General features: G+C 64.7%; 10 protein-coding genes and 1 tRNA gene. 5 read left to right on the top strand and 6 right to left on the bottom strand.

The annotated features are described in order from the left end of the window. Positions 1 to 252 precede the first annotated feature (252 nt). From ABXH26_RS20225 to ABXH26_RS20235, 3 genes are read right to left on the bottom strand one after another with little or no spacing between them, the layout of a single operon-like run. Entirely contained in the window at positions 253 to 1350 is a 1098-nt protein-coding gene (locus ABXH26_RS20225) for a glycosyltransferase family 4 protein (protein WP_353568922.1), read from the bottom strand. Beyond that, a complete protein-coding gene (locus ABXH26_RS20230; protein WP_353568923.1) occupies positions 1347 to 2258 on the bottom strand; it encodes a mitochondrial fission ELM1 family protein in 912 nt (303 codons plus the stop codon). The genes ABXH26_RS20225 and ABXH26_RS20230 overlap by 4 nt, the downstream gene beginning before the upstream one ends. Further along, complete coding sequence (locus tag ABXH26_RS20235) at positions 2255 to 3607, bottom strand: lysophospholipid acyltransferase family protein (RefSeq protein ID WP_353568924.1); 1353 nt, start codon at positions 3605 to 3607, stop codon at positions 2255 to 2257. The genes ABXH26_RS20230 and ABXH26_RS20235 overlap by 4 nt, the downstream gene beginning before the upstream one ends. An 84-nt stretch (positions 3608 to 3691) precedes the next feature. Between ABXH26_RS20235 and ABXH26_RS20240 the strand changes: the two genes are divergently transcribed. After that, positions 3692 to 3763 (top strand) — tRNA-Arg (locus ABXH26_RS20240). A 74-nt stretch (positions 3764 to 3837) separates the two neighbouring features. Here ABXH26_RS20240 and ABXH26_RS20245 read toward each other — a convergent pair. After that, on the bottom strand, positions 3838 to 5238 hold the full coding sequence (locus ABXH26_RS20245) for an aldehyde dehydrogenase family protein (RefSeq protein ID WP_353568925.1): 1401 nt from the start codon (positions 5236 to 5238) through the stop codon (positions 3838 to 3840). A gap of 50 nt (positions 5239 to 5288) precedes the next feature. On the opposite strand from ABXH26_RS20245, the gene ABXH26_RS20250 reads away from it, so the two are divergent. The 4 genes from ABXH26_RS20250 (at position 5289) to ABXH26_RS20265 (ending at position 10354) form a co-directional block, all read left to right on the top strand. Next, on the top strand, positions 5289 to 6797 hold the full coding sequence (locus tag ABXH26_RS20250) for a phytoene desaturase family protein (RefSeq protein WP_353568926.1): 1509 nt from the start codon (positions 5289 to 5291) through the stop codon (positions 6795 to 6797). Beyond that, positions 6794 to 7900, top strand: coding sequence for a glycosyltransferase (locus ABXH26_RS20255; protein WP_353568927.1), 1107 nt, complete (start codon positions 6794 to 6796; stop codon positions 7898 to 7900). The genes ABXH26_RS20250 and ABXH26_RS20255 overlap by 4 nt, the downstream gene beginning before the upstream one ends. Continuing rightward, entirely contained in the window at positions 7890 to 8357 is a 468-nt protein-coding gene (locus ABXH26_RS20260) for a glycosyl-4,4'-diaponeurosporenoate acyltransferase CrtO family protein (protein ID WP_353568928.1), read from the top strand. The genes ABXH26_RS20255 and ABXH26_RS20260 overlap by 11 nt, the downstream gene beginning before the upstream one ends. A 143-nt stretch (positions 8358 to 8500) precedes the next feature. Beyond that, positions 8501 to 10354, top strand: coding sequence for a DNA topoisomerase IV subunit B (locus ABXH26_RS20265; protein ID WP_353568929.1), 1854 nt, complete (start codon positions 8501 to 8503; stop codon positions 10352 to 10354). A 192-nt stretch (positions 10355 to 10546) separates the two neighbouring features. Here the strand turns inward: ABXH26_RS20265 and ABXH26_RS20270 are convergent, their stop codons facing one another. Beyond that, on the bottom strand, positions 10547 to 10930 hold the full coding sequence (locus tag ABXH26_RS20270) for a hypothetical protein (protein WP_353568930.1): 384 nt from the start codon (positions 10928 to 10930) through the stop codon (positions 10547 to 10549). Positions 10931 to 12247: 1317 nt separating this feature from the next. Then, a complete protein-coding gene (locus tag ABXH26_RS20275) occupies positions 12248 to 13654 on the bottom strand; it encodes an integron integrase (RefSeq protein WP_353568931.1) in 1407 nt (468 codons plus the stop codon). Positions 13655 to 14110 lie beyond the last annotated feature (456 nt).

Below are 14110 nucleotides of genomic sequence, written 5' to 3' on the forward strand. Positions count from 1 at the left end.
CTGAAGGCGGAACAACGTACAGCCCGCGGCGGAGTCGGTGGTGGATGTCAGGTGGACCCCGAAGTGGCGGTGAAGGCCGCCACTGGCTGCCCGTAGTTCCGCCTTCAGGCGGTTGCGGAGCCCGGGTTCCCTACCAGCGAAACCGCCTGAAGGCGGAACAACGTACAGCCCGAGGCGGAGTCGGTGGTGGATGTCAGGCGGACCCCGAAGTGGCGTAAAGCCCCGCGAGGGAGTCGGCGGCTGACCTCGAGCTCAGCCCATCAGCTCGCGATAAACCTCGATCGTCCCCTCCAACATCCGCTTCAAAGTGAACGGATTCGGCTGCGCGACGGGCGGGGCTTTTTGCAGCAACCCGCGGATCACTGGCACGGCGGCTTCCGGCTGGTTGGGCGTCAGTTTTCCCTCAGGGAACAGCTCCTCCAGCTGCTCTGCCACGCCCCCGTGGGAATAACCCGTCACCGGCACGCCCATTGCCAGGGCTTCCAACGTCGTGCGGCCGAAGGACTCCGGCTGCCGGGTCAAGGAAAGCACCAGGGTCGAGATCGCCAGGATGTTCCGCAGGTCATCGCGGTTGCCGGTGAAGGTCACGCGGTCATCCAAGCCCGCGTCGTGGAAACGCTGACGCACCTCCTCGGCGTAGGCCTGCTTTTTCGGGTGCACGCCGCCGACCACCACCGCGTGCACGTCGGTCAGGTCGCCGAGGCCTGCCAGGATCGTGGCGAGGTCTTCGTGGCCCTTCAGCCGCGTGATCCGACCGGGCAGGGTGATGAGACGCTTGTCGCGGGTTTCGGGAAACTCGGCGTGGAAAGCCTCGCACCATGCCCCGTCCGGACGGAAGCCGAAGGGATAGTCGGCAGGATCGACCCCGCGCGGCACCACCCGCAGGCGGTCGGCCGGGGTCTTCGGGTAGTTTTGGAGAACATAGTCGCGGATGCTGTCGGACACGCAGATGACCCGCTCGCCGCAGGTCATGATGGCCGACCAGCGGCTGACCGAGTAGAATCCGTGGACCGTGGTCACCAGCCGCGGGCGTTCGCTCTCGGGCAGCTTGCGCCAGGCCAGCCACATCGCCCACGCCGGCACCCGCGAGCGCAGGTGCAGGATGTCCGGACGCTCGCTCACCAGCAACCGGCGCAGCTCGGGGACGAGCAACAAGGTGGCGGGCGATTTTTTCCCAACCGGCAGCGTGAGGTGGCGGGTCCCGCCGGCTTCCAGCTTCGGCACCTGCCGGCCGCCGCCGGAAAGCACCAGCGACTCGTGGCCGTGCGCGGTCAGATGGGTGGCCAGCTCGAGCGTTCCGCGCTCGACCCCGCCGGCGTGCATTTCCGGGAGAACCTGGAGGACTTTCATCGTCGATCGGGGAAAAAGCGTTCGAGCACGATGGCGGCGGTGCGGTCGGCCTCGCGCAGGGTGGCGGGAGGGCGGGGGAGCGGGGTGCCGGGCCGCCAGTCGTCGAAAGGGGTCAGCCAGCCTTGCTCGGCCAGCCGGTCGATGCCGCGCGCGACCCGTGAGGTGCGGGATTTTCTCGGCACCGGCAGCAGCCCCACGGCGGCCCCGCTACTAAGGGCCTCGTAGATCATCGAGACGGAGTCCTCGCTGACCCACACTTCCTCGCAGTGGGCCAGTTGTTGAGGCAGCCAGTCGCGGCCGGTCTGCTGGTGGGGAAATGGCGCGAACGCCGGCGAGGCGGACTGCAGAGCTTCGAGAAACCCCTCCGGCGTGCGTCGGGAATCGGTGGCCCGCCAGGCCAGCGCGGAGCGGCTGTCCACGATGGCCGCCACCTGCCGGGTGGTCGTTTCCGCGTCCCAGCCATGGCTGCCGGACGGCCCGCCGATCAGCAGCAGGCCTCCGCTGCGGGCGCGATCCGGATCGGGCGGAGGCACTCGGTTGAGCGCGCCCTTGGTGGCGATCACATTCGGCGCCGGGCCGGCTCCGCCGAGGTCGTGCTCGGGCACCAGGCAGAGGTCGAAAAAACCGGCCGGCAGGCTGGGCTTCATCATCACCACACACGGCGCGCCGGTCCTGCGGGCGAGCTGCAGCAGCGGGGCATGGGTCGCGTGGCCCGCTCCGATGAAGAGGTCCGGCCGCGGCTCCGGGGTCTCGATCAGCCCCAGCGAGCGGAGTTTTCCCGCCGGCACCTCCAGCAGGGAAACGGCGGCCGGCGCGCGACGCCCGATGGCCTCGGCCAGCCCGAGCGACTGGTTCTGGTGGCCGGGCTTGCCGTCGGTCAGCACGCAGATCTGCAGCGGGCGGGTCATGACTGGTGGCGGCCGGGGAGGAAATTCATCGCATCGGCCAGCGCCGCCCAGCCCGCGGGATCGGTCGGCGGCTCGAACGACCGGCTCCACGGTCGGCCTTTGACCGAGAAGCCGAGGATCGCCTTGTGTCCCATCCGTCGGGCGGCCATGGCCAGCGGCCGTTCGCCGCCGAAAAGCAGGAAGCCATCGAGCGGGGCGGGGTGGCTGAGGTCAATCCGCCGCACCAGCGCGTCGGCCAGCGTTTCCGGCGCGTCCGCGTCCCACTCGTGCAGCATCACCCGTGGGTCATCGGATCGGGCGGATGGCGTGATCAATCGCTCGACCCGCAGATCCGGGCGGATCTCGAACATCCGCGCCAACAATGCCTGCACGCCCCCCTCGGACGCATCGGCGGGCGTCGAAAGCACCAGCCGCAGCGGGACCGTCGCCCGGGCCGCCGTTTCCGGATCGAGGCGGGTGAACAAGCTCAGCGGATGCTGCGCGTTCGCCCGCCAGCGGTCGTGGAACCAGAAGACATCCGGCAGGCTGGAGCGCAGGATCTTTTCCAGCGCGGCCATGATTTCCGGGGTGCTCGATTTTTCCGGCAGCGGGTGCAGGGCCAGCAACCACTTGCCGTAGGTGGTGGTCCGCATTTCCAGGGTCACGATCCGCGCCCGGCCCCGCTTGGCCATCAGTTCGAGCAGCGGCGGACAGGTGGTGATCTTGCCGAGGAAAGGCATCGCCGTCCCGCGCGCGCCGGCCCGCTGGTCGCCCAGCACCGCCAGCGCGCCGCCCTCGCGGAGGAAGGTCGAGGGCGCGTAGTAGCCGTCCTTTCGGCTGAAAAGCCGGGCCCCGGTCGAGGTCCGCCGCTCGCGGGTCAGCCAGTCCATCAGCGGGTTGTCGAGGGGCCGATACACCCCGCCATAGCTCCCCGGCTCCAGCACCAGCGCGCCGAGGCGGGTCAGCGCCTCCCAATTGCCCATGTGGGCCATGGCGACCACTGTGCCGAAGCCCTCGCGGCGGTTGCGGTCGAGGATCTTCAGCGCCTCCGGATCGATCTGGCGGGCCAGCAGGTCCACCGGCATCACCTGGGTTTTCAGCGAGGCCAGGAAATTGGCGCCGCCGCGGAGAAACGTCTCCTTCACCAGAGCTTCCAGCGCCTCGGGCGGGAGCGGGTCGTGAGCGGTGGCGATCCGCAGGTTGCGCTCGACCAGCCGGCGGTAGCGGCCGCTCAGCGCGTGCGCCAGCCGACCGAGGCCGCGGCCGAGCGCCACGCAGGTGGCCATGTCGATCCGGTCGAGCCCCGCCTCCACCGTGAGGTAGAGGAAGTGCTCGAGGCGATGCCGCAGGCTGGCCCGGGAGTCGGTCACGGGCGGATGCTGGTCCGCCTCGGAGGGTTCGGGCAAGTCCCGGGCTTGCCTCGCGGCGCCGGGTCGGTAGTCTGCCGGGCCGAGGCCCCCGTAGTTCAATGGATAGAACGAGCCTCTCCTAAAGGCTAGATGCAGGTTCGATTCCTGCCGGGGGCACGTTTGAGCCAGTGGATGGGGGCACGCCGCGCCTTTCCCCCTTGGCGGGCCTCTTCAGACTTCGCTTCGTCCGCTTACCCCATTAGCCTCCTCAACCACTTCAGCTTCCGCCCGTACGGCGGCGTCAGCAAAAACGGATCCGGGAGGAAGGTTCGCCGCGTCACCGCGCGCTGGTAGGTGAACAGCTCGAACCCGTGCTTCCCCCGATATCTCCCGAAACCCGAGGGTCCCTTGCCGCCAAAGGGCAGCCGGTGGTTCATCGCGTGCTTCGCCACGTCGTTGATCGTCACCCCGCCCGAGGGCAGCGCTTCCATGGCGTGCCGGATGAAGTCGCGGTCGTTCGAAAACAAGTACATCGCCAGCGGCGCGTGCTGCGCCCGCAGGGTCGCGAAAAGTTCCTCATCCTCGCCATATCCGATCACCGGCAGGATCGGCCCGAAAATCTCCTCCTTCATCGACGGATGCGACCAGTCCGCATCGATCACCCGTGGGGAAAACGACAGCCGCTGCGGGTCATCCCGGTCCACCCCCGGCCATCCGGCCGCCAGCTTCATCAAGCGCTGGAAGTGGCTCCGGTTCACGATTCGCGCCAGGTCCTTGGTCGGCCGGTAGCGCAGCTCGAACTCCTTGCGGAAGGCCGCCAACCATTCCGGTTTCTCGTTTTCCGGCACCAGCACGTAGTCGGGGGCGAAGCAGGTCTGCCCGGCATTCATGCCCTTCATCGAAACCACCCGCTCGAGCACCGGCTCCATGTCCATCGCGTGGTCGATCACCACCGGGCACTTGCCGCCCAGCTCCAGCGCACAGGGTTTCAAATACCGCGCCGCCGCCGCCGCCACCTTTTTCCCCGCCGCTTCGCCGCCGGTGTAGAAGTAGAAATCGAACGACTGCACCAGCAGCCGCGCCGCCGACTGCGCCTCGCCCAGCACCACCGAGACATGGCTGGGGTCGAAGCTCGCTGCCACCATTTCCGCCAGCAGGCGCGCACTGGCCGGGGCATGCTCGGAGGGCTTCAGCACCACCGTGTTGCCGCCCGCCACCGCCGCAATCAGCGGGCTGAGCGAGAGCTGGATCGGATAATTCCACGGCGCCATGATCAGCACCGCCCCGTGCGGCTCGCGCTGGATCCAGCTCCGCGCCGGTTGCACGAAAAACGGGCTGCCCACCTGCTGCGGCTTCACCCATGAGTCCAGCTTGCGGATTGCCAGCCGCAGGTCTTCGCGGACGAAGTGATACTCCGCCAGCCAGGCCTCCAGGCCGGGCTTCCCGAGGTCGGCATCGAGCGCCTCGAGGATCGCATCCTCCCGCTCCTCCAGCACCTTCAGCAGCCGTTCCAGCGCGGCTCGGCGCGACGCCGGCTCACGCCCCACGCCGCGCGCGAACCCATCGTGCACCCGCACGTAGGCATCGCGGGAGGCGGCGGTGAGCCGGAGGTCGGCGGGGGGTGGATTTCCGAGGTTGAAATCGCCCGACACGCGCCGAACCTAACACGCTCCGCCCACCGGGGGAACCCGCTTCTTCGCCCATGCCAGATCCCGCCCCGCACATCGCCGTCATCGGCGCCGGCCTCGGTGGCCTCGCCGCCGCCATCTCGCTCCGTGCCCGCGGCGCCAGCGTCGAGGTTTTCGAAAAGAACGACCACCTCGGCGGCAAGCTCAACGTCCGGGAGATCGATGGCTTCACCTTCGACCTCGGCCCCTCCATCTTCACCCTGCCGCAGATCTTCCGCGAGCTCTTCGAGCGCGCGGGCAGGGACATGGACGACTACCTGACGCTCCAGCGCGTCACCCCGCAGTGGCGGAATTTTTTCGAGAACCACCTGGTCCTCGACCTCCATGAAGACCCCGACCGGATGCGGGCCGAGCTGGCCAAGCTGCCCGGCGATCCCGCCGTCCACGCCACCGAGCTGGAGGCCTTCCTCGACTACGCCCGCGGCCAATACGAGGCGGTGGAGGAGGGGTATTTCGCCGCCGGGCTCGACACCACCTGGGAAATGATCCGCCACTACGGACTGCTCGGGCTTCACCGCGGCATGGACTGGACCCGCCGCATGGACACCGCCATCGCCGCCCATTTCCACGATGAGTCGCTGCGTCGGGTCTTCGAATACTTCATCAAGTATGTCGGCTCCTCCGCCAAGGACGCCCCGGCCTTCATGAACCTCATGCCCATCATTCAGTTCGATTACGGCCTGTGGTATGTGAAAGGCGGCATGTTCGAGCTGTCGAACGCCCTCGGCCGCCTCGCGCGCGAGCTGGGCGTCCGCATCCACACCGGCACCGGCGTCCGCGAGATCTGCCGCGAGGGGAAGAAAGTCACCGGCGTGGTGCTCGACGACGGCAGCCGCGTCGCCGCCGACCAGGTGGTGTCGAACATGGAGGTCATCCCCGCCCACCGCGAACTACTGGGTTCATCGGAGTCGCAGATGAAGCGCCTGCGCCGCTACCAGCCCGCCTGCTCCGGGCTGGTGCTCCACCTCGGAACCGACCGCGTTTACCCGCAGCTCGCCCACCACAATTTCTTCTACTCGAAGGACCAGTCGAAGCACTTCGACACCGTTTTCCGCAAAGGAAAGCTGCCCGACGATCCCACCATCTATCTCGTCGCCCCGACCCGCACCGATCCCTCGAAGGCGCCCGACGGCTGCGACAACATCAAGATCCTGCCGCACATTCCGCCGGTCGATCCCGACCAGCCGCTCACGCCGGACGACTACCTCGCTTTCCGCGACCGCGTCCTCGACAAGCTCGAGCGGATGGGACTCGAAGGACTGCGCCGTCACACGATCGTTGAGGACATGCTCACGCCGCCCGACCTGGAGACGATGTATCGCTCCAACCGTGGCTCCATTTACGGCGTGGTCAGCGACTGGCGGCTCAACCGCGGCTTCAAGGCGCCGAAGAAGGCCAAGGGCTACGACAACCTCTGGTTCGTCGGCGGCAGCGCCAATCCCGGCGGCGGCATGCCGATGGTGGTGCTGGGCGGGATGAAGGCTTGCGACCGGCTCTGCGCTCAGCTCCGAATGGGCTCGTGAGCTGGTTGCCGGTCGGAATCGCATGGGCAGGCGCCGCCCTGGCGGGTGGTGCCTCGAAGTGGCTGCTCGGGCGCATGGCTCCGCTGCCGCCGCCCGGGCCGGTCGGCCATCCGCCGCAGGTCTCGGTGATCATCCCGGCCCGCAACGAAGCCCGCAGCCTGCCCATCCTGCTCGATTCGCTCCATCGCCAGTGGCTGCGCCCACACGAGATCCTCGTCATCGACGACCAGTCCGATGATGAAACCTACGAGGTGGCCAAGCTCTGCGGCGCCCGCGCCATTTCCTCCAAGCCCCTCCCGGACGGATGGTACGGGAAACCCTGGGCCTGCCAGCAGGGGGCCGACCTCGCCAGCGGCCAGCTGCTGCTTTTCCTCGATGCCGATGTCCACCTGCAGCCGGACGCCATCGCCCGGCTCGTGTCCGCCATCGGCTCCGGCGACGCCGCGGTGTCCGTCTGCCCCTGGCATCGCCTCGAGCGCGCCTACGAGCAGTGGTCCGTGTTTTTCAATCTCTTCATGGTCGGCGGCATCGGGGCCTCCGGACCGCGGGGCTTCCGGGCCCGGCACGTCGGTCTCTACGGGCAGGTCATGATGATCACCTACGATCACTACCAGCGCGTCGGCGGCCACGGCGTGGTCCGCCGCAAGGTGCTGGAGAACTTCCACCTCTCCCGCGAGCTTGAAGCCATGGGCGTCGCCTGCCGGTCCTACGTCGGGGCCGGCTGCGTCACCATGCGCATGTTTCCCGAAGGCTTTCGGCAGCTCTGCCAAAGCTGGCTGAAAGGCTTCGCCTCCGGCGCCGCGCTCGCCCCCGGCTGGGCCATGGCCGCCATTTCCCTCTGGATCACGGGCCTCATGATGGTGCTCGTCGGGCTCGTTCTTGGCTTGGTCGAGTGGTCACCGCAGACGCTCCTCATTCCCGGCGCTTACGGGGTCGCCGCCCTGACCCTCTACGAGAAGATGGTTTGGATCGGCCGTTTCTCCGCCTGGAACGCCGTCTTCTATCCGTTCACGCTGCTGTTTTACAAAACCCTCTTCTTCATCGCCCTCATCCGGGGCAAGGCTGGCGGAACCGTGAACTGGAAGGGCCGCCATGTCGCCTGACCTTCCGCTCTGGCTGCTCGCGCTCCTCAACACCCTCGGCATTCCCGCCACCCACCTCGCCATCGCCTGGCTCTTCACCCGCCTGCCGGCCCGCTGGTTCACGCCGGGGCGGGGGATTTTCCGAACGTTTCCCTGGGAGTCGCCCGCCTTCTACGACCGGTTTTTCCGGGTCCGCAAATGGAAGCACCTGCTCCCCGATGCCGCTCCGTGGTTCGGCGGCTTCGCCAAAAAATCGCTCCGCCGCCGCGAGCGCGCCTTCTACGAAAGGTTCCGCCATGAAACCTGCCGCGGCGAGGCCGCCCACCACGCCCAGATCCTCGCCATCGCCCTCATCTTCACCCCCCTGAATCCCATACCCTGGGCCTTCCTCATGCCCCTCTACGCCATCCTCTCCAATCTCCCCTGCATCCTCCTCCAACGCCAGAACCGCCTCCGCCTTAACGCCGTCCTTGCCTAGGGAGAGCCGGCAAGCTGCCCCCCCAACCCAAGTCTCCCGCTTCTCAATTACCACTCGACACCCGGCACCCGCCACTCCGCCAAAGGCAGCCCTTGCCCTCCCGCCCACCCCCCGCTATTCCTTAACAAAACCAAACCATCACCATGGCCGACTACACCGAAGCTGACATCAAGTCCCTCGACTGGCGCGAACACATCCGCCTCCGCCCCGGCATGTACATCGGCAAGCTCGGCGACGGCTCTTCGCCCGACGACGGCATCTACATCCTGCTCAAGGAAGTCATCGATAACTCCATCGACGAGTTCATCATGGGCCACGGCAAGGAGATCCACATCGGGATCGACGACCTCGGCCGCGTCGAAGTCCGCGACTTCGGCCGCGGCATCCCGCTCGGCAAGCTCTACGACTGCGCCGCCCAGATCAACACCGGCGCCAAGTACGACAGCGAGGCCTTCAAAAAGTCCGTCGGCCTCAACGGCGTCGGCATCAAAGCCGTCAACGCCCTCTCCGGCTTCTTCGAAATCCAGGCCTGGCGCGAGGGCAAAACCAAGGCCATCGAGTTCTCGAAAGGGGAGGTCACCGAGGAAATGAAAACCCCGCGGGCCGACTCCGGCACGCCCGGCACCCGCCTCGCCTTCGAGGTCGACCGCTCCATTTTCCCCCCGCGCACCAGCTTCAAGCCCGCCTACGTCGAGCGGATGTGCCGTTACTACAGCTACCTCAATCCCGGGCTGGTCCTCGTCTTCAACGGCAAGAAATTCAAGTCCAAGGACGGCCTCCTCGACCTCCTCCGCGAGGAGATGGAAAAGGAGCCGCTCTACGGTCCCATCCACCTCAAGGGCAGGGACATCGAAATCGCCTTCACCCATACCGAGCAAAGCGGCGAGGAATACTACTCCTTCGTCAACGGTCAGAACACCACCCAGGGCGGCACCCACCTCGCCGCCTTCCGCGAGGCCCTCGTCCAGACCGTCCGCACCTTCTTCAAAAAACAGTTCGACCCCTCCGACATCCGCGCCGGCATCGAGGCCGCCATCGTCGTCCGCATCGAGGAACCCGTCTTCGAATCCCAGACAAAAACCAAGCTCGGCTCGGCCACCGTTTCGCCCCAGGGCGAAACGCTGCGCACCTTTATCGGAAACTTCCTCAAGGAACAACTCGACAACTATCTCCACAAGCATCCCCAGGCCGCCGAGGCCATGCAAAAGCGCATCCTTCTCGCCGAGCGCGAGCGCAAGGACATGAAGGGCATCCAAAAGATGGCCCGCGAGCGCGCCCGCCAGGCCAAGGTCCACAACAAAAAGCTCCGCGACTGCCGCGCCCACCTCGACACCAAGCACAAGCTCCGCGAGGCCAGCACCCTCTTCATCACCGAGGGCGATTCCGCCTCCGGTTCCATCACCAAGAGCCGCGACGTCGAAACCCAGGCCGTCTTTTCACTCCGCGGTAAACCCCTCAACACCTTCGGTCTCGGCAAGAAGGTCGTCTATGAAAACGAGGAATTCGCCCTGCTCCAGGCCGCCCTTGGCGTGGAGGAGGGGATCGAGGGCCTGCGCTACAACAAGGTCGTCATCGCCACCGATGCCGACGTCGATGGCATGCACATCCGCCTGCTGCTCCTCACCTTCTTCCTCCAGTTCTTCCCCGAGGTCATCCGCGAGGGCCACCTCCACATCCTGCAGACGCCGCTTTTCCGCGTCCGGAACAAAAAGCAGACCATCTACTGCTACAGCGAGGAAGAGCGCGTCGAGGCCATGAAAAAGCTCGGCAAAAACCCCGAAATCACCCGCTTCAAGGGCCTCGGGGAGATCTCGCCCGACGAGTTCGCCTTCATGATCGGCCCCGACATGCGGCTCGACCCCGTCGAGTATGAAGAAGGGAAGGGGGTCAAAGAACTTCTCGCCTTCTACATGGGGAAGAACACCCCCGACCGCCAGGAGTTCATCATCAACAACCTCCGAGAAGACGTCGACCGTCAGATCGACGACGCCGCCTGATCTCGAAAGTCGCGCAAGCCTCCGCCTTGTCAATGTCGCCCAAAGTGGCGCGAGCCTCCGGCTTGCGAACGTCCAATACGGAGAACGAGTTTCCAACTCGTCCCGCAGCCCCGGCGTTTTCGACCCAGCTGCCCCATCTTTAGCCCCAAAAAGCAGAAACCTCCGCCCCTTCGGCCTTCCTCAGGCGCGGCCTCACCTCTTCTTCCTCCCCTTCCTTCGCACTCTGCCTGTCTTCCGTTCGCTCTTCGGAATGAATCCCAGCGCCTTGTAGAAACCCGAGTCTTCCCCGAAGTTCTTATCTCCCGCCACGCTCCACACCAAGCGTCTCATCATTCCCCGGGATTTCCGGTCCGCCGCACTCCGCTCCGCGCGCAATCCCCTCAACTGAATTTCCAAATCCAGGATCCTCTCACGGACTGCCAGGGACTCCTCGGTTTCCTCGCAAAACTTCTCATAGCTCACCTTCGAAAACACCTTTTCGGGGGCGAGGCTTTCCCACACCCGGCGGAATCGAAGAATCCGATCGCGAAACTCAAGCAAGCTCAGGGCCATGGCGGGAAGGGGCAGGGGATTCATCCGTCAATTCTTCGCCGTCTCACGAACCTGCAACGCCGAATCGACTGGAACCACGGAATTCTAGCCATGGAAGACTCATCTTCCAAGCTTTGAATATTTCCGATGATCTCCCCAAGCGACGCAGACGAAATCTCTTCGAAACCGGAGGACGCGGAAGATCGATCTTCCACGTTTACCTGCCACCTGAGCATCTCCGTCTCCGCGCAGAAAGACGCGGAAGATCCATCTTCCACGCTTACCCTCCGCCCAAACCTCAACACCCGCGGGCAGGAAGACGCGGAAGATCCATCTTCCACGCTTACCCTCCGCCTGAACGTCATCACTCGCGTGCAGGAAAACGCGGAAGACGGATCTTCCATGCCTACGACCGAAAAGAATACTTCCCTTCGCGCTCACGAAAACGTCGAAGATTCATCTTCCCCGGCCTCCAGTGCCCAAGAGGTCCCAACGCGTCCCCGTGACGATTCCGGATATCTCTCATTCAAACCATCCGGTGCAGGCGGTCCCTCGAAGCACCCACTGAACCGCAGCCCGGTCCAGCATGACCACGGAATCGGACGATACGACGGCGTCTAAGCATCCGAAAGACTGCTTCCTTCCGAAATTTCACCTGAACCCCGACCAGTCTCGACTCGCATGGTCTCGCGCTCCCGAGCCCTCGCCGTAGGGAGAGCGGGCCATCTGCCCGCACGAAGGCTCCTGTCCTGAAACGAGACCTTATTCCCCGGGTCCCGGGATTCAACCAGCTCCTCCCCCCGGAAAATTCGGAAACCCACGGCGATGGAGCGAGAGTTCTCAAATCGCCTCGGAGCACCAGCCCCCAAGCCCCGGCTCCGGGCCGTCACTGATTCTCGAACCCCAGCCCGAACCTCGTCCCTTTCGCCCCTTCCAAGATCGGAAGACCCCTCAATCCCTGCGCCCGCAGGCCAGCGTCAGCTTCGAAGTTTGCGCGCAGCCTCCCACCGCGGAAAAACTCACCGCATTTTCATCTCCATGCCATCTCCTCTCCTTGCAGGCCCGCATCTTCGGAGGTTACGAATCGAGGTGATGCAGGGGAGGGGGGATGGACCTCTTTTCGGCTGCATCCCTTACCATGGACGATCTCGCATCGTCATCGCTCCACTTCTCCGGCCGAGGGTCCCCCCCGACCAAGGGCGGCAGCATGCCCATAAGGAGAGCGGGCAATCTGCCCGCCTCGGTGCGCCGGCTTCAGCCGGCCCATTCCCTCACCGCTCCAGCTCTCAGCTTCACCCACGCCATTCAGCTTCTCGCTTTCCGCTTTCCGCTTTCCGCTTTCACTTTTCAGTCCTCCCCACCTCACTCCATTCCCAACCGGTCCAGCGGACTCTTCACCCCCGCGCCTTCCTTTTTCAGCACGTGCAGATAAATCATCGTCGTGCTCACATCCGAGTGCCCCAGCAGCTCCTGCACGGTCCGGATATCCGTCCCGCGCTCCAGCAAGTGCGTCGCAAACGAGTGCCGCAAACTGTGACTCGTCGCCCGCTTCGTCAGTCCCACCCGGTGCACTGCCTCCTTGAAAAGTTTCTGCATCGATCCCTCATGCAGGTGGTGCCGACGTAGCTCTCCCTGCTCATCCCTCACCAGCTTCACCGCCGGAAATAACCAGAACCACGGAAAGTTCTTCGCCTGGCCCCGATACTTCCTCTCCATCGCCCGTGGTAGCGTCACCCGGCCCTCACCCCGCTCCACATCCCCCTCGTGAACTTTTCGCGACGCCTCCACCGCCTGCCTCAGCCGCTCTTCCAGCGATTCCGGAAGCGGCACCACCCGCTCCCGGCCGCCCTTCGTTTCTCTCAGCACGATCTGGCCTCGATCGAAATCCAGATCCTTCACCCGCAGCCGCATCGCCTCCGAAATTCTCAGCCCGCTGCCATACATCAGCGAGCCCACCAGTTTCCACGGCTCTCCCAGCTCCGACAGCACCTGCGATACCTCCCTTTCCGACAGCACCACCGGCAGCCGCTTCCGGATCCGAGCCAGCCCAAAATCCCCGAAATCCGTCTCCGACTGTAACAGGCAGCGCCTGAAGAAAAACGACAACGCATTCAATGCCTGCTTCTGAGTCGATGGTGCCACATCCCTGACCATGGCCAGAAAATGCAAATACTGGCCCACCGATTCAGGTTTCCGCATGTCCTCCGCACCCTTGAGCACCCGATACACAAACAACGTGTAACGCCGGCACCACTGCAGATAGCTGTCCTCCGTCCTCAACGCGAAATCCCCGGCGCGCGCCTCGCTCCGCACCAGCCGTTCCACCATCGCCAGCGCCTTGACCTCCTCCGGATGCGGAGTTTTCCACTTCTCCTGCGTCTCCACCCACGACCCCACCTGAATCTCCCTCCGCGCCCGCGTCGGATGCTCCTTTTCCAGCTCCCGCGCCTTCTCCCGCCACTCCGCCCACGAAATCTCCCGGGCCCAATCCCCCCATCGGTTCCGACCCACCCGGCACAATGCCAGCCGCAGTGCCTCCACCGCCTGCGCGCAATGCCAGCCGCTCAAACGTTCGTCCCGTAGCAGCCGCGATAGGTATTCCTCCGTCGATTCCCGGGTCAACTCTTTGCTCGACCATCCCAATAAGCCCTTCACCCATCGACAATAATAAGGGCGCTGATGCTCCCGAATACCCTCCTCCGCCATCACCCGAAGCATGCCCTCCCAGAACCCCTGAGGAATTTCAACCATCCCGCGACGACTGTTCATGTGAACCAATTAAATCCGGCGCCTGATTGCAATCAAGAGAAAATTTGTTTCTTGTCATTTGATTGTCGCTCATGGTGAGGCAACCAAGCGGGATATCTTTAGAAAAACCCGACTCCGGATATTACCCGAACACCCCCGGGTAGAAATCGCTCTTCCATCGAAATCCGATTCCGAGACGGATTCGCCACAAAAAGCGGAAAATCAAGCACTTGCCCGACCTCAAACTGCATCCCAAACACTGCCCTTGAAACGGTTCGGGCACTCCACTAGAAAACAGAAAATCAGGATCCGGAGTATCCCCGTGATACTCCAACTCGTTACAATATACTGTTCGGCAGAAAATCTACATGCCCTGTTCGCGATGCAGGAAGCGCCTCCCAGAATATGCCGGACTGCAACTTGGACGATAGGTATCACCACTCTCTATTCGGTTCTATCTACCGCGCTGCTGTTCGT

The sequence above is a fragment of the Haloferula sargassicola genome (assembly GCF_040362925.1).
In the GTDB taxonomy this organism is placed as follows: domain Bacteria; phylum Verrucomicrobiota; class Verrucomicrobiia; order Verrucomicrobiales; family Akkermansiaceae; genus Haloferula; species Haloferula sargassicola.